This window comes from Prauserella shujinwangii (assembly GCF_003001955.1).
Lineage (GTDB): Bacteria > Actinomycetota > Actinomycetes > Mycobacteriales > Pseudonocardiaceae > Qaidamihabitans > Qaidamihabitans shujinwangii.
The window spans coordinates 207,301-228,991 of record NZ_PVNH01000009.1 but is presented as its reverse complement, the minus strand read 5'-3'; the positions used below and the strand labels follow the sequence as shown (position 1 = coordinate 228,991).

Annotated in this window: 23 protein-coding genes; 4 read left to right on the top strand and 19 right to left on the bottom strand. The window is 72.5% G+C overall.

Features of this window, described 5'->3' with window-relative positions:
* The first annotated feature begins 82 nt into the window (after positions 1 to 82).
* Together B0I33_RS22150 and B0I33_RS22145 are read left to right on the top strand one after the other, a co-directional pair.
* Positions 83 to 304 carry a BldC family transcriptional regulator gene (locus tag B0I33_RS22150; RefSeq protein WP_106180759.1) on the top strand — a complete coding sequence of 74 codons (222 nt, stop codon included), beginning with the start codon at positions 83 to 85 and terminating at the stop codon, positions 302 to 304.
* A gap of 95 nt (positions 305 to 399) precedes the next feature.
* Positions 400 to 582, top strand: coding sequence for a hypothetical protein (locus B0I33_RS22145; RefSeq protein WP_106180758.1), 183 nt, complete (start codon positions 400 to 402; stop codon positions 580 to 582).
* A gap of 36 nt (positions 583 to 618) precedes the next feature.
* Here the strand turns inward: B0I33_RS22145 and B0I33_RS22140 are convergent, their stop codons facing one another.
* From B0I33_RS22140 to B0I33_RS22050, 19 genes are all read right to left on the bottom strand, one after another.
* Complete coding sequence (locus tag B0I33_RS22140; protein ID WP_106180757.1) at positions 619 to 1,899, bottom strand: MinD/ParA family ATP-binding protein; 1,281 nt, start codon at positions 1,897 to 1,899, stop codon at positions 619 to 621.
* Between the two features lie 77 nt (positions 1,900 to 1,976).
* Positions 1,977 to 2,960 carry a c-type cytochrome biogenesis protein CcsB gene (ccsB, locus tag B0I33_RS22135; RefSeq protein ID WP_106180756.1) on the bottom strand — a complete coding sequence of 328 codons (984 nt, stop codon included), beginning with the start codon at positions 2,958 to 2,960 and terminating at the stop codon, positions 1,977 to 1,979.
* A complete protein-coding gene (gene resB / locus B0I33_RS22130) occupies positions 2,960 to 4,558 on the bottom strand; it encodes a cytochrome c biogenesis protein ResB (protein WP_245900928.1) in 1,599 nt (532 codons plus the stop codon). Before resB ends, ccsB begins: the two co-directional genes overlap by 1 nt.
* Positions 4,555 to 5,328 (bottom strand): cytochrome c biogenesis CcdA family protein, encoded by a 774-nt coding sequence (locus B0I33_RS22125; protein ID WP_106180755.1) that lies wholly within the window; start codon positions 5,326 to 5,328, stop codon positions 4,555 to 4,557. Before B0I33_RS22125 ends, resB begins: the two co-directional genes overlap by 4 nt.
* Positions 5,329 to 5,374: 46 nt before the next feature.
* Positions 5,375 to 5,953: a TlpA disulfide reductase family protein gene (locus B0I33_RS22120; RefSeq protein ID WP_106180754.1), complete on the bottom strand. Its 579-nt coding sequence runs from the start codon at positions 5,951 to 5,953 to the stop codon at positions 5,375 to 5,377.
* Positions 5,950 to 6,576, bottom strand: a complete 627-nt coding sequence (locus B0I33_RS22115) for a histidine phosphatase family protein (protein WP_106180753.1) — start codon at positions 6,574 to 6,576, stop codon at positions 5,950 to 5,952. Before B0I33_RS22115 ends, B0I33_RS22120 begins: the two co-directional genes overlap by 4 nt.
* A complete protein-coding gene (hemL, locus tag B0I33_RS22110; protein ID WP_106180752.1) occupies positions 6,573 to 7,877 on the bottom strand; it encodes a glutamate-1-semialdehyde 2,1-aminomutase in 1,305 nt (434 codons plus the stop codon). The genes B0I33_RS22115 and hemL overlap by 4 nt, the downstream gene beginning before the upstream one ends.
* Positions 7,878 to 7,915: 38 nt before the next feature.
* Positions 7,916 to 8,245, bottom strand: a complete 330-nt coding sequence (locus tag B0I33_RS22105; protein ID WP_106180861.1) for a hypothetical protein — start codon at positions 8,243 to 8,245, stop codon at positions 7,916 to 7,918.
* Positions 8,246 to 8,258: 13 nt separating this feature from the next.
* The gene (locus B0I33_RS22100) at positions 8,259 to 8,687 is read right to left on the bottom strand and encodes a DUF3093 family protein (RefSeq protein ID WP_106180751.1); all 429 of its coding nucleotides are present in this window, start codon (positions 8,685 to 8,687) and stop codon (positions 8,259 to 8,261) included.
* Entirely contained in the window at positions 8,684 to 9,205 is a 522-nt protein-coding gene (locus tag B0I33_RS22095) for a hypothetical protein (protein ID WP_106180750.1), read from the bottom strand. Before B0I33_RS22095 ends, B0I33_RS22100 begins: the two co-directional genes overlap by 4 nt.
* Before the next feature lie 10 nt (positions 9,206 to 9,215).
* Complete coding sequence (hemB, locus tag B0I33_RS22090) at positions 9,216 to 10,187, bottom strand: porphobilinogen synthase (RefSeq protein WP_106180749.1); 972 nt, start codon at positions 10,185 to 10,187, stop codon at positions 9,216 to 9,218.
* A 157-nt stretch (positions 10,188 to 10,344) separates the two neighbouring features.
* The gene (locus B0I33_RS22085) at positions 10,345 to 11,877 is read right to left on the bottom strand and encodes a bifunctional uroporphyrinogen-III C-methyltransferase/uroporphyrinogen-III synthase (protein WP_106180748.1); all 1,533 of its coding nucleotides are present in this window, start codon (positions 11,875 to 11,877) and stop codon (positions 10,345 to 10,347) included.
* A gap of 67 nt (positions 11,878 to 11,944) precedes the next feature.
* Entirely contained in the window at positions 11,945 to 12,913 is a 969-nt protein-coding gene (hemC, locus tag B0I33_RS22080; protein ID WP_106180747.1) for a hydroxymethylbilane synthase, read from the bottom strand.
* The gene (locus B0I33_RS22075) at positions 12,897 to 14,228 is read right to left on the bottom strand and encodes a glutamyl-tRNA reductase (RefSeq protein WP_106180746.1); all 1,332 of its coding nucleotides are present in this window, start codon (positions 14,226 to 14,228) and stop codon (positions 12,897 to 12,899) included. Before B0I33_RS22075 ends, hemC begins: the two co-directional genes overlap by 17 nt.
* The gene (locus tag B0I33_RS22070) at positions 14,228 to 15,046 is read right to left on the bottom strand and encodes a redox-sensing transcriptional repressor Rex (protein WP_181193408.1); all 819 of its coding nucleotides are present in this window, start codon (positions 15,044 to 15,046) and stop codon (positions 14,228 to 14,230) included. The genes B0I33_RS22075 and B0I33_RS22070 overlap by 1 nt, the downstream gene beginning before the upstream one ends.
* A gap of 233 nt (positions 15,047 to 15,279) precedes the next feature.
* Complete coding sequence (locus B0I33_RS22065) at positions 15,280 to 15,960, bottom strand: fasciclin domain-containing protein (RefSeq protein ID WP_425440513.1); 681 nt, start codon at positions 15,958 to 15,960, stop codon at positions 15,280 to 15,282.
* 134 nt (positions 15,961 to 16,094) lie between these two features.
* Positions 16,095 to 17,708 carry a molybdopterin-dependent oxidoreductase gene (locus B0I33_RS22060; RefSeq protein ID WP_106180744.1) on the bottom strand — a complete coding sequence of 538 codons (1,614 nt, stop codon included), beginning with the start codon at positions 17,706 to 17,708 and terminating at the stop codon, positions 16,095 to 16,097.
* Positions 17,709 to 17,788: 80 nt separating this feature from the next.
* Positions 17,789 to 18,031 carry a glutaredoxin family protein gene (locus B0I33_RS22055; protein WP_106180743.1) on the bottom strand — a complete coding sequence of 81 codons (243 nt, stop codon included), beginning with the start codon at positions 18,029 to 18,031 and terminating at the stop codon, positions 17,789 to 17,791.
* 7 nt (positions 18,032 to 18,038) lie between these two features.
* Entirely contained in the window at positions 18,039 to 19,562 is a 1,524-nt protein-coding gene (locus B0I33_RS22050) for an AMP-binding protein (protein WP_106180742.1), read from the bottom strand.
* Between the two features lie 201 nt (positions 19,563 to 19,763).
* Between B0I33_RS22050 and B0I33_RS22045 the strand changes: the two genes are divergently transcribed.
* Positions 19,764 to 20,444 (top strand): sigma-70 family RNA polymerase sigma factor, encoded by a 681-nt coding sequence (locus B0I33_RS22045; RefSeq protein WP_106180859.1) that lies wholly within the window; start codon positions 19,764 to 19,766, stop codon positions 20,442 to 20,444.
* Positions 20,445 to 20,529: 85 nt separating this feature from the next.
* The gene (locus tag B0I33_RS22040; protein WP_146147542.1) at positions 20,530 to 21,630 is read left to right on the top strand and encodes a DUF5667 domain-containing protein; all 1,101 of its coding nucleotides are present in this window, start codon (positions 20,530 to 20,532) and stop codon (positions 21,628 to 21,630) included.
* Positions 21,631 to 21,691: the final 61 nt, after the last annotated feature.

Sequence of the window (21,691 nt, the reverse complement as noted above, 5' to 3'; positions counted from 1 at the left end):
TTGAGGTGTCAATCAACCGGGCACGGCACGTGAAGCTCGACGCGCTCCCGGTGTAGCACTCAGCGCGTGAAGGAGGCGGAAAGTGACCGCGACGATGGGAGGCAGGCTCCTCACCCCGGGTGAGGTCGCCGCTCTGTTCCGAGTCGACCCGAAGACCGTGACCCGCTGGGCGACCGCGGGCCGGATCGGCTCCATCCGTACGCCCGGTGGTCATCGCAGGTTCCGCGAGGCCGAGGTCAACGAGCTGCTGGCCCGCCTGACCACCGACGCCAGCGACGGCAACGACACGGAGCGGCGGGACTGACCGCGGTGCCGCGAGGCACCGCGCGCCCGCGATCCCGGCAAAAGGGTTAATCTCGGGGCAGCAGTTCACCGCGCACACTCCGGAAGGGAGCGGGCATGCTCTACCTGCTCGCGGCGATCGGCGCGCTCACCATCGCCGTACTGTTGTGGCGAGCGTTCGGCGCCGAACGCGTCGGAGTGGCTTCGCGGCCGCCTGCTGTCGCTCCCGACGACGACCCCGATTTCCTGCGCAAGCTGAGCGAGGAACAGCGCAAGCACCGCGAGGACGAGGACTCGTGACCGGTTGGCCGGGCACCCCGCCCGGCCAACCCGCGCTCAGCGAGGCAGCGCCGCGAACCCGTCCGCGACGGTCGCGGCCAGTTCCAGCAGGGCCACCCGCGTCTGATCCTGCAGCCGGTCCAGCTCGATCTCCGCGCCCTCCTCGAGGTGCGGATCGAACGGGATCCGGCAGACGCCGCGCGTCCGCGCGGCGAAGTGGGCGGCGAGCTTGTCCAGATCGACCGACCCCGCCCTCGGCCGTACCGAGTTGATCACCGCGACCGACCGTTTGACCAGCTCACCGTATCCGTGCGCGTCCAGCCAGTCGAGCGTGGCCGAGGCGCTGCGCGCTCCGTCGACCGACCCCGACGACACGACGACGAGCGAGTCGGCGACGTCGAGCACGCCCTTCATCGCCGAATGCATCAGCCCGGTGCCGCAGTCGGTGAGCACGATGTTGTAGAAGTGCTCCAGCAGGTCGACCGTGCGCCGGTAGTCACGCTCGGAGAACGCCTCCGACACCGCGGGGTCCTGCTCGCTGGCGAGGATCTCCAGCCGGCTCGAGCCCTGCGAGGTGTACGAACGGACGTCGCTGTAGCGGGTGATCCGGTCGGCGTCGCGCAGCAGGTGCCGCACGGTCGCCGTGGTCTCGATCGGGATCTTCTGGGACAGCGTGCCCCGGTCGGGGTTGGCGTCGACGGCGATGACGCGATCGCCGCGCAGCGAGGCGAACGTCGCCCCGAGCGTCGTCGTCATGGTGGTCTTGCCGACGCCGCCCTTCAGGCTCAGCATCGCGATCTTGTAGCACCCGCGCAGCGGCTGGTTGACCCGCGAGATCAGCTCGCGCCGCCTGCGGTCGGCCGGGCTCTCCCCGGGATTGATGAGCTTGCCGGTGCCCAGATAGACGGCCTTGCGCCAGCCCGACTGCGGGCGCCGCTTCGCGCGCCGGACCAGGTGCGCGCTCGCCAGCTCGGTGCCGTTCGACAGCGCGTGTCTGCCCCGCTGCGGCTGCGGCAGCGGCGGCTGACCGGGCTGTGGTGGCTGACCGGGCTGCGGCTGCTGGGGGTAGCCGGTCTCCTGGTACGGCGGATGAAGTGGCGGCAGGTTCGGGTCCTGGCCCACCGGATAGCCCTGCTGGGGCGGGTAGGGCGGCTGTGCCGGTGGTGGAGGGCCGGGCACCGCGGGGTGCGGGGTGGAGTCCGTGCGCTCCTCGGAGTTGTCGGAGTAGAGCGGTTCCTGCCCGTTGCCCTCCGGCGGCGCCGCGGGCGGCTGCTGCCACCGCGTCGGGCTGTCCGGGCTGTCCTGGTGGCCAGGCACCGACTCGTTGGGTCCGGTCACCGCGTCAATCCTCCGCTGGTTGCTATCGCGTTCCCCCTGCTCTCACCTGCGACGGTAGCCCGTATCGACCATTCGCGTCAGCCCACTCCGGCATACGAGTGAAGTCCGGTGGTCACCAGGTTGACGAAGAAGAGATTGAACACGGTGACGGCGAAACCGACGACGTTGATCACCGCGGCCCGCTGCCCGCGCCAGCCCGCGGTCGCCCGCGAGTGCAGGTACGCCGCGTACACGACCCATGCGACGAACGCGGTGGTCTCCTTCGGGTCCCAGCCCCAGAACCTGCCCCACGCGGCCTCCGCCCAGATCGCTCCGCAGAGCACACCGAAGGTGAACACCGGGAACGCGAACACCGTGGTCCGGTAGGCGATGCGGTCGAGGACGTCGGCACCGGGCAGCCGGGGACCGAACCGCGCGAACGCGGCCGGGTCGCGGTCGTGCCGCGCCCGGATGAGGTAGAGGACGCTCGCCACACCGGGCACCAGGAACACGCCCGAGGACGCCGCGGCGGCGGAGACGTGGATGACCAGCCAGTACGACTGCAGCGCGGGCTGCACGGGGGCGGCCACGGCGTAGAGCATCGTGCCGCCGACGAACATCAGGATCACCACCGGCAGCAGCACCAGCGCCGAGAGGCGCCGCACCGGGAACTTGCGCACCACCACGAGCCACGTCACGACCGCGATGAAGCACACGGCCATGATGTACTCGTACATGTTGCCCCAGGGCACGCGGCTGGTCGCCAGGCCGCGCAGCACCAGCGCGGACAGGTGCAGCAGCGCGCCGAGCACGGTGAGCGCGACACCCATCCGGCCGATCCGTTCGGGCCGGGAGCGCGCGGGCCGGTCCGCGGGGGTGGCGGGCACCTGCCCGGCCTCGACCGGGACTCCCCCGGCGCCGACGAGTTCCCTGGCCCGCTCCCGCGTCCGCTCGGCGGCCGCCCGGCCCTTGCGCCCGAACGACTGCTCGACGAGGAAGAACACCATCGCCAGCACGTAGACCGCGACGGCGGTGGTGTAGGACCAGTCGCTGTACTGCGAAAGCGTCTCGTTCACCGGCATCAGCGTGCCCTTCTCTGCGCGAGGAGGTCACCAGCGATCCTGGTGAACTCCTCCCCGTAACCGGCCTGGTCGGTGCGGGCCAGGCCACCCACTTCTACTACAGTACGTCGTTCACCGTCGGTGTCCCCGGCGGGGGTGGCCCGCACCCAGAGCCTGCGGCGCTTCACCAGCAACGACCCCGCCAGCCCGACGAACATGGCGACGGCGAAGCCCAGTACCCACATCTGGGTCGGGTCGTGCGACACCTGCAGGGACACCCAGCGCCGGACCCCCTCGAACTCGATCCGGGTGCCGTCGTCGAGGGTGATCCGTTCGCCGACCCGGAGGTTCTCCCTCGCGACACGTTCGAGCCTGCCGCTGTCGACCATGGACTGGTCGATCTCGAAGATCGACTGGCTGGAGCTGAGCCCGAGGTCCCCGCGCAGGACGTCGACCGCCGCCGCCGGGTCGCGCAGGCGCGGGTCGGCCGAGGAGAGGATCTTGCCCTGGAACGCGGCCGTCGGCGCGAACAGCCCGGTGATCGCGATCTGGTTCTGCCGCCGCTTCTCGGGGTCGGTGACCCCGGGCGGGTCGAACTTGGTGGCACCCTCGGACAGCAGCGTCGTCTGGTCCACCGGCCGCCACTGGATCGTCTGGGTACGGGACGTGCCGTCGGGGAACGTCACCGTGAAGGTCGGTGCGAACCCGTGGCCGAGCAGGTACACCCGGTCTCCGCCGAGGCGCAGCGGCTCGTTCACCTCGAGGTGGTACGGCCGCCACGTGCCGGTCGTGAGGTCGTCGCCGATCTGGTAGCCGAGGTCGGCCTCGTAGCTCACCGGCTGGCCCACGGCGGTGTACTGGGCGGCGAAGTCGTCGACCCGTACGCAGAACGGGGTCAGTTCGGTGCCGTCGACCCGCAGGCCGGGGTTGAACGAGTCGTAGGCGAACGTGCCGGAGTTGCAGAACTGGCTGCCGTCGGCATGCACGATCACCTGGCCCTCGTAGAAGTACATCTTGCCGAGTGCGAACGCGACGACCAGGCCGAGCATGCCGAAGTGGAAGAGCAGGTTGCCGGTCTCGCGCAGATACCCGCGCTCCGCGCTGACGGTGCGGGCGCCACCGTCCTCGCCGCGCTCGGCCAGCCGCCAGCCGCGCAGCCGCGACCGCGTCGCCGACATGACCTCGTCGACGTCCCCGGCCACCTCGGCCCGGCTGAAGTGCGGCATCCGCGCGAGGTTGCGCGGGGTCAGCACCGGCTTCGCGCGCATCGACCGCACGTACTCGACGCTGCGGGGCAGCAGGCAGCCGACGAGCGACACCATCAGCAGCAGGTAGATCGCCGAGAACCAGACGCTGGAATACACGTCGAAGAACTGCAGCCGGTCCAGCAGCGTGCCCCACCAGCCGTGCTGCTCGATGTACTCCGCGGTCTTGGGTGGGTTGAGCTGGCGCTGCGGCAGCAGGGCGCCGGGCATCGCGGCCAGCGCCAGCAGGAACAGCAGGATCAGCGCCGTGCGCATCGATGTCAGCCCGCGCCAGGTGTTGCGCAGGAAGGCGAGCACCCGGCCGGCGCGCGTGACGCGGTACGCGCGCTGCTCGGGCGGGGCGGTGGCCGTCACAGCGGGAGCCTCGTGTCGGTGATGAAGGCATCGCGCAGCCAGGCCACTAGCTCCCCCCACAGCCCGGTGACCAGCATGATCCCGACCACCAGCAGCAGGCCGCCGCCGAAGAGCTGGACCCGGCGGCCGTTGCGGCGCAGCCAGTCGGTGGCGCGCACCGCCCAGCCCGCGCCCGCCGCGATGAGCAGGAACGGCAGGCCCAGCCCCACGCAGTAGACGAGCACCAGCAGGAACCCGCGCATCCCTGTCCCGCCACTGGCGGTGGCGATGACCAGCACCCCGGACAGCGTCGGCCCGATGCACGGCGTCCAGCCGAGGCCGAACACGGCACCCAGCAGCGGCGCGCCCCACAGCCCCGTGCGCGGGACGTGGTGCGAGCGCAGGTCGCGCTGCAGGCCGGGAACCAGCCCGAGGAACACCAGGGCCATCGCGATGGTGACCACCCCGCCCACGCGCTGCAGGAGGTCCTGGTTCAGCAGGAGCGCGTCCGCGAGCCACACGACGGTGCCGACGCCCGCCGTGAACACGACGGTGAAACCGGCGACGAACAGCGCCGCCGCGCCGACCACCGCCCACCGGCCCTTCTTGCGGGCCTCGCCGGGACCGACCGCGGGTGCGTCGGCGCCGACGAGCGCGGCGAGATAGGCGAGGTAACCGGGCACGAGCGGCACCACGCAGGGCGAGGCGAACGACACGGCACCGGCCAGCAGCGCCACCCCCGCGGCGAGCAGCAGCGGTCCCGAGATCGCCAGCTCGGTCACCGCATCCACACGCCTCAGCGTAAGGAATGGGTTTCGTGTGAAGCGTCCGGGCCGGTCATTCCGCCGCGAGCCGCCGCACCACCGGAAGCAGGTCGGAGGCGAGCAGGTCGCGCAGGAAGATCGCGGCCACCCGGTGCTGCTTGTCCAGAACGATCGTCGAGGGCACCACGCTGCGCGGGTAGCCCTTGAGCTTCAGCAGCGAGCGGCCGGGCGGGTCGTAGATCGACGGGTAGGTCAGCCCCCGGTCGCGCATGAAATCCTGCGGCGGCTCGCGGTCGTAGTCGCGGACGTCGATGCCGAGGACCTGGACCCCCTCGTCCCGCGTGCGCTCGTACACCTTCTGCAGCTCGGGCGCCTCGACACGGCACGGTCCGCACCACTGGCCCCAGATGTTGACGACGACGACCTTGCCCGCGAAGTCGGCGGTGGAGATGGTCTTCGAGGGGTCGAAGAGGTCCTCGCCGGACAGCTCGATCGGCTCCTGCCGCTCGCCGGGCGGGTAGCTGATGTCGGTCTGCCCTCCTGGCGAGACGAACGAGAAGCTGCTGCCCCGTGACACGGCGTCGTCCCCGGTCGAGCACCCGGCCAGCACGAGGAGCACCGCCAGCAGCGACCCCAGCAGTGCGCGGCTCATGCGCCGGTCACCGTGGGGTCCGTCGAGCCAGCCGGTTCGCTGTAGACGACCTCGGCGAGCCGGTCGCCGTCGAAGACGAGGCTGGTCAGCGACGCCAGCGAGCACTGCCGCCTGCGCGGATCGTGCCACAGCCGCCTCCCCTCCAGGAACCGGCGCAGGGTCCAGATCGGCAGCTGGTGGGACACGCACAGGGCCTCGGCGCCCTCCGCCGCCACGCGCGCGGCGTGCACCGCGCCCAGCATGCGGTGGGCGATCTCGACGTACGGCTCGCCCCACGACGGCTTCAGCGGGTTCACCAGTTTCGGCCAGTGCCTCGGTTCCCGCAGCGCGCCGTCACCGACGCCGACCCGCTCGCCCTCGAACAGGTTGCCCGCCTCGATCAACCGGTCGTCCGTGCGCACGTCCAGCCGGTGGGCGGCCGCGATCGGCGCCGCGGTCTCCCTGGCGCGGTCGAGCGGGGACGCGACCACGTGCACGAGGTGGTGCCCGGCGAGCGCCTCCGCCACCGTCAGCGCCTGCTGCCTGCCGCGCTCGGAGAGCCGGAACCCGGGCAGCCTGCCGTACAGCACACCCGCCGGGTTGTCGACCTCACCGTGCCGCAGCAGGTGGACGATCGTGCTCATGGCCGTTCCGCCGCCGCGGCGGCGGCCGCGGCTGGCCGCAGTGCCGCCTCGATCGCCTCGAACTCCGCGTCCCCCATCGCCGCGTTGACGAACCACGCCTCGAACGCGCTCGGCGGCGCGTAGACACCGTGTTCGAGCAGCGCGTGGAAGAACGGCGGGAAGCGCCAGGACTCGGCCGCGGCCGCGCCCGCGTAGTCGCGCACGGGGGTGCCGGTGAAGAACACGCTCACCAGGTTGCCCGCGAAGGAGACCGTGTGCGCGACGCCCTCCTTCTCCAGCGCCGCGCCGAGCAGCGAGCCGAGCCGCCGCGCGTTCGCGTCGAGCGCCCGGTACACCTCCTGGTCGGCGGCCCGCAGCGTGGCCAGGCCCGCGGCGACGGCCACCGGGTTCCCGGCGAGCGTGCCCGCCTGGTACACCGGGCCGCTCGGGGCGAGCCGCGCCATCACGTCGGCGCGCCCGCCGAACGCCGCCGCGGGCAGCCCTCCGGACATGACCTTGCCGAAGGTGTACAGGTCGCCGGGGACTCCGTCGAGGCCGTACCAGCCCGCGGCGGAGACGCGGAAACCGGTCATCACCTCGTCCATGACGAGCAGCGCGCCGTGCTCGTGCGCGATGTCGCGCAGTGCGGCGTTGAAGCCGTCGCCTGGCGCGACCGCGCCCATGTTGCCCGCGGCGGCCTCCGTGATGATCGCCGCGATGCCGTCGGGGTCCTCGGCGAAGGTCCGCCGGACCGCATCGAGGTCGTTGTAGGGCAGGACGACGGTGTCGGCGGCCTGGGCGCCGGTGACGCCGGGTGAGGTCGGCAGGCCGAGCGTCGCGACGCCCGAACCGGCCTGCGCCAGCAGGGCGTCCACGTGCCCGTGGTAGCAGCCGGCGAACTTGACGATCCGGCTGCGACCGGTGAAGGCGCGGGCGAGCCGGATCGCGCTCATCGTGGCCTCGGTGCCGGAGTTGACCAACCGCACCTGCTCGACCGGCTCGACCCGCCGGATGATCTCCTCGGCGAGCTCCACCTCACCGGTGGTCGGCGTGCCGAACGACAGCCCGGACGAGGCGGCCTCGCGGACCGCGGACACCACCGCGGGGTGCGCGTGGCCGAGGATCATCGGGCCCCACGACGACACCAGATCCACGTAGCGGTTGCCGTCGGCGTCCCACAGGTGGGCACCCTCGCCGCGCACCATGAACCGGGGCGTGCCGCCGACCGCGCTGAAGGCCCGCACCGGGGAGTTCACCCCGCCCGGGGTCGCCGCGGCGGCCCGGTCGAACCATGCCTTGGACTGCTCGGCTCCGTGTGTCACGGCTGCCAGTCTCGCAAAGCCGTCCTCGACGGGATGACTCAGGTGTGGGCGAGCCGCGCCACCTTCCGGCGCCTCCGCCTGCGCACACGCAGCCCGAGCAGCAGCTGGCGGAGCGCGTCGAGGACGGCGATCCCGGCCAGCGTGCCGAGCGCGATCGCGACCGTGACGAGGTGGCCGGCCAGGCGCCGGGAGACGAGCTCGGTGCCGTCATCCAGCCGCATCGTGACGGTGGTCACCGAGGCGTCCCAGCACACGAACGCGCCCCACAGGGCCACCGCGGCGAGCAGCACCTCACCGGCCGCGACCGCGACCCGCCACGGCTGGTGCAGCCTCGCCGGCCGCCGTCGCGGCTCGTCCTCGTTGGTCACGGAGCGCAGTTTCTCACGTCCGCCTGGCGCGTTCGAGCGCGGCACGGAGCCGCTCGGGATCCCGCGCCCACGCGAGCACCACCGTGCCGTCGTCCAGCCGCAGCGGCAGTTCGGTGTACTTGCGCGGCACCGACCAGCTGCCGCCGAGCACGCGGGTGCCCAGCGGGGTCGGCACGTCGGACGCCGACTCGATCCGCTCGACCGGCAGGCGTTCGGCGCCCTGCCGCAGCTCGGTGTCGGTGACGGCCACGGCGAGGAACCGGCGGCGGGCGAAGACCCACGCCGCGAAGAACAACGAGAGCCCCGCGGCCACGAACACCCACAGCAGCGTGTGCGGCCGGTCCCCGGCCAGCAGTTCCAGCAGGTACCCCGCCGCCGCGAACAGCGGGCCCCACAGCACCGGCCAGCCGCTCGCTCCCGGCTCGCGGTAGAGCACGCTCATCGCGCCGACTTGGCGACCTTCGGGAAGTAGCCCGCGGCGCTCGGCACGTACAGCAAACCGGCCGCCACGATCGCCACCAGCGAGGCGGCCAGCGTGATGATGTTGGAGAACAGGATCACCTGGAAGATCAGCGTGATCGCGGCGAGCACCGTGAGCACCGTCCGCGCCGAGCGGGTGCCCTCCCTGGCCTTGTACGCGAACAGCGCGAACAGCACCGCGAACACGATCGCGCCGATGAACAGCGTCCACAGCAGCGACTCGGTGCCGGACGCGATCTGCTCGTCGGAGATCCGCGAGTCGTTGTTCATCTCGATCAGCTGCTCGACGATCTGCTCCTGCGCGGTGAGCGTGATGCCGAAACCGGTCGCGAGAAGCAGCCCGGCCAGGATCCACAGCACGAAGGACACCTTGACCGGCTTGGGCGGGTGCACCGGAGCGCGTTGCTCCCCGGGGGGCCGCGGTGCCGGTGGCAGTCCCCTGGCGCGTCGCTGGTCGTCCGATTCGTCTGAGTCAGTCACGGCTCCGACCTTAGTCCAGCCAGCCTGCGGCTTCCGCCGCCCAGTACGTGAGGATCATGTCGGCGCCCGCCCTGCGGATCGAGGTCAGCACCTCCAGCACCGTGCGCTGCCGGTCCAGCCAGCCGTTGGCGACGGCCGCCTCCACCATCGCGTACTCGCCGGAGATGTTGTACGCCGCGACGGGAACGCCTGCCGCGTCGGCGACCTGCCGGATGACGTCCAGATAGGACAGCGCGGGCTTCACCATGACCACGTCGGCGCCCTCGGCGATGTCCAGTTCCACCTCGCGCAGCGCTTCGCGGGCATTGCCCGGATCCTGCTGGTAGGTCTTGCGGTCGCCCTTGAGCTGCGAGTCCACGGCCTCGCGGAAGGGGCCGTAGAACGCGCTGGCGTACTTCGCCGAGTAGGCCAGGATGCCGACGTCGGTGCGCCCGGCCTCGTCGAGCGCCTGGCGGATGACGCCGACCTGCCCGTCCATCATGCCGCTCGGCCCGAGCAGGTGGGCGCCTGCCTCGGCCTGCGCGAGCGCCATCTCCGCGTAGCGGTCCAGGGTCGCGTCGTTGTCGACCGCGCCCGTGGCGTCGAGGACCCCGCAGTGCCCGTGGTCGGTGAACTCGTCGAGGCACGTGTCGGCCATCAGCACGGTCTCGTCGCCGAGCTCCGCGCGCAGGTCGCGCAGGGCGACGTTGAGAATGCCGTGCTCATCGGTGGCGCCGGAGCCGATCGCGTCGCGCTGCTTGGGCACCCCGAAGACCATCAGCCCGCCGACGCCCGCCCGGACGGCCTCGACGGCGGCCTTGCGCAGCGAGTCGCGCGTGTGCTGGACCACGCCCGGCATGCTGCTGATGGGGCGCGGGCTCTCGGCCCCCTCGGCCACGAACAGGGGCAGGATCAGCTGCCGGGGCCGCAGGGTGGTCTCGCTGACCAGCCGCCGGAGCGCGGCCGTGCCCCGCAGCCTGCGGGGGCGATGCTCGGGAAACACCCCGCCACGGTACTCCGGTGCCCCCTGGCGGCAGTGAAGGCCACCTTCACTGCTCGAATCGAGCACTGTGGCGCGCAGCGTCTCCGTTTGGGTGGTGGTGGGAGACGGGCGGGCGCACTGAAGGTGGCCTTCACTGCCAACCGGGTTGCCGCTCAGGTCAGGAGCGGCGGGCGCGCTTGGCCTTGCGCGGCGGGGGCAGTGCGCCCTCGGCACGCAGCCGGGCGGCGTGCTCGGCGAGCGCGTCGACCAGCATCACGACGTTCGGCTTCTCCGGCTGCACGTCCACGCGCAGGCCGAACTCCGTCGCCGTCTCCGCCGTCTTCGGCCCGATGCAGGCCACCAGCGTGCGGGTGTGCGGCTTGCCCGCGATGCCGACGAGGTTGCGGACCGTGGAGGACGAGGTGAAGCAGACCGCGTCGAACCCACCGGTCTTGATCATCTCGCGGGTCTCGGCGGGCGGCGGCGCGGCCCGCACGGTGCGGTACGCCGTCACGTCGTCGATCTCCCAGCCACGGTCGCGCAGCCCCGCCGACAGCGTCTCGGTGGCGATGTCGGCCCTCGGCAGCAGCACGCGGTCGACCGGGTCGAGCACGTCGTCGTACGGCGGGAACTCCTCGAGCAGGCCCTCGCTGGACTGGTCGCCGGAGGGCACCAGCTCGGGAATGATGCCGAACGAGCGCACCTTCTCCGCGGTGGACTCCCCGACACACGCGATCTTCACCCCGGAGAACGCGCGGGCGTCGAGACCGAACTCGGCGAACTTCTCCCACACCGCGCGCACCGCGTTGGTCGAGGTGAACACGATCCACTGGTAGCGGCCGTCGACCAGGCCCTTCACCGCGCGCTCCATCTGCGCGGGGCTGCGCGGGGGCTCCACCGAGATCGTGGGCACCTCGTGCGAGGTGGCGCCGTGGCTGCGCAGCCGGTCGGCCATGTCGCCCGCCTGCTCCTTGGTGCGCGGCACCAGGACCTTCCAGCCGTACAGGGCGCGCGACTCCCACCAGGACAGCTTCGACCGGTTCCCCGCGGCGGCCCCGATGCTCACCACGAGCGGGCCGACCAGCTCACCGGCGTCCGCGGCGAGCGAGGCGAGCGTGGTGTCCACGGTGCGCTGGGTGTTGATCGTGCCGTTGGCGGTCACGGCGACCGGCGTCTGCGGCGACTGGCCGTGCTCGACCAGGGCGGACGCCGCCTCCGCGAGGTGGCTCGACGTCGCGTGCAGCACGATCGGGCCGGGCGTGCCCGCGAGGCCCGCCCAGTCCACCTCCGAGCGCACGTCGACCTCGGTGTGGGTGCCGCCGAGGGCCACCCCGGCGTACGCGGGCACCGCCGTACCGGGCGCGACGCCCGGGACGACGTCGAACACCGCGCTCGTCCGCGACACCGCCTGCACCTCGGCGACGACCGCGGGCTGGGTCAGCGGGTCACCCGCGACCAGCCGCAGCACGAGCCTGCCCGCCTTGGCCTCGGCGGTCAGGTCCTTGGCGACGTCGCCGGGCTCGCCGACGGCGGGGCGCACCTCCGCCTCGGCACCGGCGTAGGCCAGCACCCCGGAGGGCACGTCCGGATCGGTCACCACCAGCTCGGCCTTCTCGAGCAGCTCCTGGGCGCGAACGGTCAGCAGTCCGGCGTCGCCGGGGCCCGAGCCCACGAAGGCGATCCGCCCCGTGGTCTTGCGTGCGCGGGTCATCTATTCGTCTCTCCTCTTAGACGGCCGTTCACCACTTGCGGCCGAACTTCACTCGTGCGGTTGCTTCTCAGCGCGACGTGCGACCGGTGCCGGGCAGCGCTCCGGCTCCCAGGTCGAGCAGCTCGGCGGCCAGCGTCCGGCCGAGCTCGTCCGCCTCGTGCTTCTCGGCGACGGCCGAGGCCCGGAGGATCTCGACGGAGTCCCCCTCGGTCCCCACGGCGGCGACCCCGCGCAGCGAGATCCGCTCGACGACGGCTCCCTCGCTGTTCAGGTCCTCCACCACTTCGGCCAGCGCACCGACGGGCGCGCTGCAGCCCGCCTCGAGCGCGGCCAGCATGGCCCGCTCGGCGGCCACCGCGACCCTGGTCGCTTCGTCGTCCACGATGGACTGAAGCAGGTGTTCGGTGTCCACGTCGTCGACGCGGGTTTCCACGGCCAGCGCCCCCTGCGCGGGCGCGGGCAACATCTGGATCGGGTCGATCGTCTCGGTGACCTCGTCGAGCCTGCCGACCCTGGCCAGCCCCGCCCTGGCGAGCACGACCGCGTCGAGCTCACCGGAGCGCACCTTGCCGATCCGGGTGTCGATGTTGCCGCGGATCGGGACGATCTCCAGCCCGAGGCCGAGGGCGCGCAGCTGCGCGATCCGGCGCGGCGCGCCCGTGCCGACGACCGAGCCGGGCGGCAGTTCCGCCAGCGTCAGCCCGTCCCTGGCGATCAGCGCGTCACGCGGGTCCTCCCTCGGCGGCACGGCCGCGAGCACCAGGCCCGGCTCGGGCGCGGTCGGCAGGTCCTTGTAGGAGTGCACGGCGACGTCGATCTCACCGCCGAGCAGCGCCTCGCGCAGGGCGGAGGTGAACACGCCGACACCGATCTCGGCGATCGGCGCGCTGGACCGGTCGCCCGGCGTCGAGACCGTGACGATCTCGACGGGCCGCCCCTCCTGCTCCAGCTTCGCCGCGATGGTCCCGGTCTGCGCGAGGGCCAGCTTGCTGCCCCTGGTTCCGATCCGGATGGGCTCGTCAGACACTGTTGTCACCGTCGATCTGTTCGTGCTTGGCGCCTGCCGAAGGGCTGGACACGATCGTCGGTGCCTGCGGGTCGAGCTCGAACAGCTCGCGCAGCGCGTCCGCGTAGTCGGTGCCCGCCGTCTCGGCGGCGAGTTGCTTGACGCGCACGGTCGGGGCGTGCAGCAGCTTGTCCACCACGCGGCGGACCGTGCGGCCCAGCTCCGCACGCACGCCCGCGTCGAGCTCGGGCAGCCGCTTGTCCAGGCGGAGCAGCTCGGCGTCGACGACCTCGGCGGCCCGCTTGCGCAGGGCCGTCACGGTTGGCGTCACCTCGGCGCTGCGCTGACCGGCGAGGTAGGCGCGGACCTCGTCCAGGACGATGCCGGACGCCCGCGCCGTCTGCCGTGCCGTCGTGCCGCTGCCGGAGGCGTCCATCCGGCGCCGCACCGTCTCCAGGTCCACCAGCTCGACGCCGGGCACGTCCGCGACGGCGGTGTCGACATCCCTCGGCAGGCCGAGGTCGCACACCACGAGCGGGGTGTGCTGCCGGCGCCCGACGTGCGCGGCGGTGAGCACCGCGCCCTTGGCGCCCGTGCAGGACACCACGACATCGGCCGCCGCGACCGCCTCGGCGAGCCCGTCCATCGGCACGGCTCGCGCGGGGACACCCTGCTCGACGATCGACTCGGCGAGCCGCGCCGCGTTCCGCTCGGTGCGGTTGACCACCGTCACCTCGCCGATGCCCGCCTTGCGCAGCTGGGCCGCCGCGAGCGCGCCCATGGAACCCGCGCCGATGATCAGCGCCCGCTTGCCCGCGAGGTCACCGGCCGCGGCCAGTGCCTCGGAGACGACGGAGGCGCCGAGCTGGTCGAGCCCCGTCTCGGTGTGCACGCGCTTGCCGACCCGCAGCGTGGTCTGGATCAGCTCGTGCAGCGTCCGGCCCACCGTGCCCGCGTCCCGCGCGGTGGCGTACGCCGAGCGCACCTGGCCGAGGATCTGGGTCTCGCCGACGACCATCGAGTCGAGCCCCGAGGCGACGGAGAACACGTGCTCGACGGCCGCACCGGCGTAGTGGACGTAGAAGTTGTCGTACAGCTCGGCGGGCTCGACACCGGCCTGCCGCGCGAGCACCTCGGAGATGTCGCCGAGACCGCCGTGGAAGGCCTCGACGACGGCGTAGACCTCGACGCGGTTGCAGGTCGAGAGCAGCATGACCTCGGAGACGTGCTCGGCCTGCTGCAGCTCGTGCAGCACCTTGTCGTGCTCCGCGGCGGGGACGGCGACCCGTTCCAGGGTCGTCAGGTCGGCCGTCCGGTGGGACAGCCCCAGGGCGAGGATGCTCATCAGGGCACCACCACTCCGTTGCCCGCGACCGAGCCCTCGTCGATCACCCGGCCATTCGCCTCACCGTCCGCCCTCCGGGCGACGTGAAACGACAGAATCTGCAGCTCCACAGCCAAGTCGACCTTCCGCACCTCGACATGTTCGGGCACCTGCAGCACCACCGGAGCGAAGTTCAGGATGCACTGCACCCCACCGGCCACCAGCCGGTCGCACACGGACTGGGCCGCGGGCGGCGGTGTCGCGATGACCCCGATCGAGATGCCCCGCTCCGCGCACACCACCGGGATGTCGTCGATGTGCGAGACCGGCAGCCCGCCGACCGGGACCCCGATGAGGTCCGGGTCGATGTCGAAGAGCGCCTCGACGGGGAACCCGCGTCCGGGAAAACCGCCATAGTTGGCCAACGCATGGCCGAGGTTGCCGATTCCCACCACGGCGACCCGGTGCTGCCGGGTGAGCCCCAGCGTGCGCTCGATGTGGCCGACGAGCACGGCCACGTCGTAGCCGACGCCCCGGGTGCCGTAGGAGCCGAGGTAGGAGAGGTCCTTGCGGAGCTTGGCCGAGTTGACCCCCGCGGCGGTGGAGAGCTCCTCGCTGGAGACCGTGGTGGCGCCCTGGTCGGCCATGGCGGACAGCACCCGCAGGTAGACCGCCAGCCGGGCGACGGCGGCCTCGGGGATCGACCGGGCGCGGATCTCGGGATCCGTGCCGTTCTCGGTGACGGCGGGCATCTCGGCGGTGGGCGCGTTGTCGGCGTCCGGGGCGGCCTCCGACCGGGTGCGCTTGGCCCCGTTGCGCCGGCCCCGCTGTGCCACCACGCTGGCTCTCCTGTCGCCGAGTTCGCAGACAAACCTTGACCCGGCGGCCACGAGGGTGTTCGATACGGCGCCGCGCGGGTGATGGGATAACGGTAGCCACTTGTGAACGTAGGCACAAAGTGGCTGGTCGCGGCGTTGACACACGCCACACCGCCCGTCCCGGGACAGCGCGACGCGGCGTGCACGCGCGGTGGTGGCGCGTGCACGCCGCGTCGTGGGCGGGTGCCGTCGGATCAGCTGTTGGTGCCCGGCATGAGCACCGAGTCGATCACGAACACGGTGGCGTTCGCGGTCGGGATGTTGCCGCAGAGCACCTTGGCGCCGTTGACCGTGATGTTCTCGCCCGAACCCTCGATCGTGACCGGTCCGCCGTCGGAGTTCAGCGACTCCACCTCACCGGCCTGCGCGAGGCCCTCGGCGTCGTAACGCTGCGGGACCACGTGGTACTGCAGGATCGGGGCGAGCTGGTCGGGGTTGTTCGCCAGCTCGTTGAACTTCTGCTCGCCGAGTGCCTCGAAGGCCGGGTCGGCGGGCGCGAAGACGGTGATGTTCTCGGCCGAGTTCAGGGTGTCGGCGAGCCCGTCCACCGCGCCGACCGCGGCGACGAGCTTCGTCAGCAGCGGGTTGTTGCTGGCGGCCGTGGCCACCGGGTCGTCGATCATGCCCTGCACGGAGCCCTCGCCGTCGGTCGGCACCTGCGAACAGGCCGGACCGTAGACGTCCATCGCGGTGGTGACGCCCTCGCCACCGGCGGACTCGTTCATCGGCGAGCTGGCCGGCGCGCTGGACCGCGGTGCGGAGGACTCCCCGCCCTCGGCGGCGGAGTCCCCGCCGCTCCCGCAGGCGGCCAGCGAGAGCAGTGCGGCCGCCGCGATCCCGGCGCCGGCGATGCGTCGCGTTGTGCTCACTTCGATCACTCCATTCTGGTCCCGGACCGGGCCCGGATTTCCTTTACCAACGGTTATTCGGGACCGGGCCGGAGCCGGATTGGTCGAATCTCGCGCGAGTTCCGCATTCCTGGGCGAGTGCTGGAGCGGGGGACTCGCGGTCAGGTGACTTCGAACAGGACGGTGTGCCTGCCGGTGGCGCCGTCCGGAACGGTGGGCTGGCGGCGGTCGGTCTGCGTGTAGCCGGACCTGTCGGTGGCGCGGCAGACGACCTTGTGCTGTCCCGGCCGGAGGTCGACGTCGATCCTCCACATGCGCCACGTGTCCTCGTTGACCGCAGTGGACAGTTCCGTCGGCCGCCACGGCCCGTCGTCGATGCTCACCTCGACCTTGGCGATCCCGGTCGTCTGCGCCCACGCGATGCCGGCGACCGTGACCCGGCCCGACGGCACCTTCTCGAAGGCTTCCGGCGCGTCGATGCGGGACTGCGTCTTGACCGGGGCCTCCCTGGCCCAGCCCCGGTCGAGCCAGTAGGCGCGGCGCGCGTCCCACGTGGTGATCTCGATGTCGGTGAGCCACTTGGTCGCCGACACGTAGCCGTACAGTCCGGGAACGACCATCCGCACCGGGAAGCCGTGTTCCAGGGGCAGCGGCTCGGAGTTCATGCCGATGGCCAGCAACGCCCCCCGGTCGCGGTCGAGCGCGGCCTCGACCGGGGTGCCGCACGTCCAGCCGTCCACGCTCGTGGAGAACAACTGCTCCGCACCCGGCCGCACGCCCGCCTCCGCCAGGACGTCGGCGAGCTCGACGCCGATGAAGTTCGCCGTGGAGATGTACGGCCCGCCGACCTCGTTGGACACACAGCACAGGGTGATCGTGCGTTCGACGAGCGGTCGGGAGCGGAGGTCGGCGTAGTCCAGCCGGAGCTCCCGGTCGACCATGCCGTGCACGCGCAGCGACCAGTCCTCGGCGCGCACCTGCGGCACGACGAGCGCGGTGTCGACCCGGTAGAAGTCCTTGTTCGGCGTGAGGAACGCCGGTGTGCCGAGCCGCCGGAAGTCGGCGCCGTCCGGGACCGGCGGCGCGGGGTCGGCCACCCGCAGCGTGCCGATCGCCTGCCGGGAACCCTCGGCGTTCTTGGCCTGGCCGAGCAGCTGCCCGCCGAGCCCGGCGACCCCGGCGCCGAGCGCGACCCCCGACGCGCCGACGAGGAACCGCCGCCGGTTCGCCGTGTCCGCGGGCTGCACTCGCGTGTCCGCGCCGGGCGGCGCGATCTCGTGTTCCCCGATGGCGGACACGCCGCGCAGGGCCAGCGCGTGCAGCCAGCGGAACACCGCGAGCCCGGCGAGCAGGCCTGCCAGCGGTGCGAGCAGCGCGAGCTGGCCGAGCGCGGGCCGGGTGTACACGGCAACGCCGCCGACGACGCCGAACACCGCGATCACGAGGGTCCCCGGCAGCGCCGAGCGGCGGGAGACCAGCCCGGCCACGACGGCGGCCAGCACCATGACCACCGCCATGCCGCCGAGCAGCGCGACCTTGTCGTAACTGCCGAAGGTCTCGATCGCCCAGTCCTTGACCGGCGCTGGGGTGAGGTCGATCGCCGAGTTGCCCACCGCGAGGTACGGCGAGGCGCCGATCCCGACGAACGCCGCGACGAGATGCCCCATGGCCAGTGCCGCCGCGAGGGCGAGCACCCCGGTCAGCGCGGCGGCCCCGGCCGGCATCCGGTCGGGACGGGTTTCGGCTGAGGCTGGGGCCGGGCTGGAATCGCTCATGTCCCGATATTCGGTGACGAACGCCGATCCGATTGGTCGGTGGCGCTTACGGGTGTATTACCGCGGCCGGCCGCCCGACCTCAGGCCCGGCCCGTGAGCTCGGCGCGCAACCGGTCCTCGTCCACCGACCAGTAGCCGTGCTCCCTGCCGTCGACGAGGATCACCGGCACCCGGTCGCCGTACTCGGCGCGCCATTCCGGGTCGGCGTCGACGTCGGACACCGACCACGGCACGCCGAGCTCGCCGCAGATCCGCTCGACGTCCTGTTCGGCGCGCACGCACGCCGAGCAGCCCTCCCTGCTCATCACGGTCACCTGGGGCATGGCTTCCTCACTCCCGGAGTCGTTCCCTGCGCAGTTTGCCGGTCGGCGAGTGCGGCAGTTCGTCGGCGAACTCGACCCGGGTCGGCACCTTGTACCCGGCGAGCCGCTCCGCGCACCGGTCGACCACCTGCTGCTCGGACAGCGCCGCACCCGGCTCGGGTACGACGACGGCCTTGACGGCCTCCCCGGTGCGCTCGTCGATGACCCCGGCCACGGCCACCTCGGCCACGCCGGGCAGCCCGGCGATGACCTCCTCGACCTCACGGGGGAACACGTTGAACCCGTTGACGATGATCAGGTCGTTGGCGCGGTCGACGAGGTGCAGGTCGCCGTCGGTGTCGAGGTAACCGACGTCGCCCGTGCGGAACCAGCCGTCGGCGTCGGGCCCGTACGAACCGTCCGGCCAGTAGCCGGAGAACAGGTTCGCGCCCCGGATGGCGACGAGGCCCGTGCCGTCCGGCTCCTCGGCGAACATGTCGTCCGGGTCGTCCTCGTCGAGCGGCACCGGCTCGGGGCTGCCGTCACTGTCGACGAGCCGCAGCTCGATCCCGGGCAGCGGCCTGCCCACCGAGCCCGGTTTCGGGTAGCCGGTGACGAGCGTGGACGTGACGACGGGCGCGGCCTCGGTGAGGCCGTAGCCCTCGAAGACGTTCAGCCCGGTCGCGCCGCGGATGGCGGCGAGCGTCCTCGGGTGCAGCGGCGCGGCGCCGGACGTCAGCAGGCGCACGGTCGACAGCGCCTCCCCCACCTCGTCGGCGGGCAGCGCGGCGAGGTCGGTGAACATCGTGGGCACGCCGACGACCGCGGTGATCCGGTGCTCGGCGCACAGGGCGAGGGTCTGCCTCGCGTCGAAGCGCGGCGCGAGCACCGCCTCCGCTCCCGCGGCGGCGGTCAGCAGCAGGCCGGGCCCGAGGCCGTAGATGTGGAACAGGGGGATCGCGATCAGCACCCGGTCGGTCGGCTCGGTCACCGCGGGCCGCAGCCGCCGGACCTGCGCGACGTTGGCGAGCAGCGCGCGGTGCGAGAGCATGGCGCCGCGCGAGGGGCCGTTCGTGCCGGAGGTGTAGAGCAGGACGGCGATGTCCTCGCCACCGCCGACGGCGGGGAACGGTTCGTCGGTGGGTTCGGCGGCGGGGTCGAGCACGCCGACGCCCTCGGTGTCCGCGCCGAGCCCGTCGGTGTCGTCGTCGGTGACCAGCAGCCGGGCGCCGCTGTGCTGGAGCAGGGCGCGCAGTTCGGTGGCGGGCGCCTGCGGGGAGAGCGGCAGCGCGATGGCTCCGGCCCTGGCGAGCGCGAAGAACGCGACGGCGAACGCGGTGGAGGTGGGCAGGCGCAGCGCGACGCGGTCGCCCGCGGTCACCCCCTCCCGGACCAGCCTGCGGGCCAGGCCGCTCACCGCGGCGTCCACCTCCGCCCAGGTCAGTGTGCTCCCCGTCGCGGCGTCGACCAGCGCTGCCGCACCCGGCCTCTCGGCCGCGGCGGCGACCACGAGGTCGGCGACGTTGCCACCCGGCTCCTGCTGCACGGACACGAACCGCCCCTCTCGATCTCGGACGCGAGCGCGTCCAGTGTGGCAGCCACCTCCCCCGTCATGGGGAGGAAGCCGCGCCGTCTCCTTCTCGCAATCGAAACACCACTACCTACTTCGCGGTAACAACGCGTATGCTCCACAGGCACATCAGTGGTGATGGTCACGCGGAAGCCGGGAACCGACCCGGGGGAGGTGCGCAGGATGAGCTTGCCGATCGCCGTTGCGGCTGGTCCGACGCTGGTGCAGCCCCGGCCGGTCGAGCGGGCGGCGCTCGTCGAACGGCCGGCACCCGACCCCGTCGACGCCGCGATGGAGGAGACGTGGGCGCTCGTCCGCGCCGCCCAGCACGGCGACACCGCGGCCTTCGGCGAGCTGTACGACCGCTATGTCGAGCCGGTGTACCGGTACGTGCTGTTCCGGCTCGGTGACCGGCACGTCGCCGAGGACGTCACGAGTGAGACCTTCCTGCGCGCGCTGCGCCGCATCACCTCCGTCACCTACCAGGGCCGCGATGTCGGCGCCTGGTTCATCACGATCGCCCGCAACCTCGTGCTCGACCACGTGAAGTCGAGCCGGTTCCGCCTCGAGGTCGTCACCGACGAGGTCACCGAGTCGGGTGCGCCCGCGTTCGGCGGCACGCCCACCGCGGGCAGTCCGGGCCCCGAGCAGCAGGTCATCAGCAAGACGACCAACGCCGAACTGCTGCGCTGCATCGCCGACCTCGGGGACGACCAGCGCGAGTGCATCATCCTGCGGTTCATGCAGGGTCACTCGGTCGCCGAGACCGCGGCGATCATGAACCGCAACGAGGGCGCCATCAAGGCGCTGCAGCACCGTGCCGTCCGCAGGCTCGCCCAGCTGATGCCCACCGACCTGCGCTGATCGCCCGACCGTAACCGCGGGCCCCCGCTGGTCGTTGCTGCTGCGAAGGTTTCGGGCGACCAGGAGCATGGAGGCGGACGCGGCGGTGAAGAGGCCTCCATGGCGCGCGGGGCGCGACGAGCAGCACGAGCGGTTCGCCCGTGCCGTGGACGGGCACGCCGCGGACCGCGAGTTCGACGAGGAGCTCGCGATCGTCTCCGCCCTGCGCAGGCTCGGCTCCGAGGCGGAGCTGGACGACGAGGCCAGGCAGCGGATCGAGCGGCGCGCCACCAGCGATCCCGGGCCCGTGCGGAGGCACCCCCGCCACCCGCGCCACCGGACCCGGCTGCCCGTCGCGGCCGCGCTCGCCCTGCTGGCCCTGGCCGGGCTCGGCGTGCTGCTGTCCGGCACCGCGTTGCCCGGTGACGCGCTCTACGACCTCAAACGGCTGCGGGAGGCCGCCGAGCTGCGGCTCACGTTCGGCGAGGAGGAGCGGGCGCTGAAGCACCTCGAGCTGGCGGGCAGGCGGGTGGACGAGCTGACGCTGCTCGCCGACCGGAGCGCCCCCGACGAGCACGCGTTCGCCATCGCGCTGGACGACTTCACCCACCAGGCCAGGTCGGGGGCCGCGACGCTCACGGCCGTGGCGACCAGCTCGGACGGCCGCCAGCTCGGACGGCTGCGGTCGTGGGCCACCGAGCAGGCCGCGGAGCTGGCGGCACTGCGCCCGGCGCTGCCCTCGGTGGCGGAACCCACGCTGCTGTTGGACCGCATCGAGCAGCGGGCGCTCGCGCTGGCCGACCGGATGGGCTGTTTCCAGGTCACCTCCGGGGAGTTCGACGAGCTCGGTGCGCTGCCCGCCGCGGGTGTGTGCCGCGAGACTCTCGGCGAGCTGCCCGTCCTGCCGACCGAACCGGGGCCGACGCCGGAGCCTGCGCAGCCCACGAAACCGACGGAGGAGCCGCTCGCCGTCGCCCCCGACACGTCCGGCTGGGAGCGGGAACGGGACGGCACCGACCGGACGAGCGGGCCGACCTCGGTCCGGCTGCCCGAACCCTCCGTCACGACCACACCCCCGCCGGTGGTCGAGGCACCCGTGCCGACGACGGTGCCCGGCCCCCGGCTGCCGGAGACGGACGGTGGCGATCCGCCGGCCGTGTCCATCCCGCCACTGCTGCCCGGCCTGCCCGGGATCTCGATCGGCTAGTTCGGGAGCCGGGTCATATCCTCGCTACTCTTTGTACGAACCACTGGAGTCGAGGCGGAGG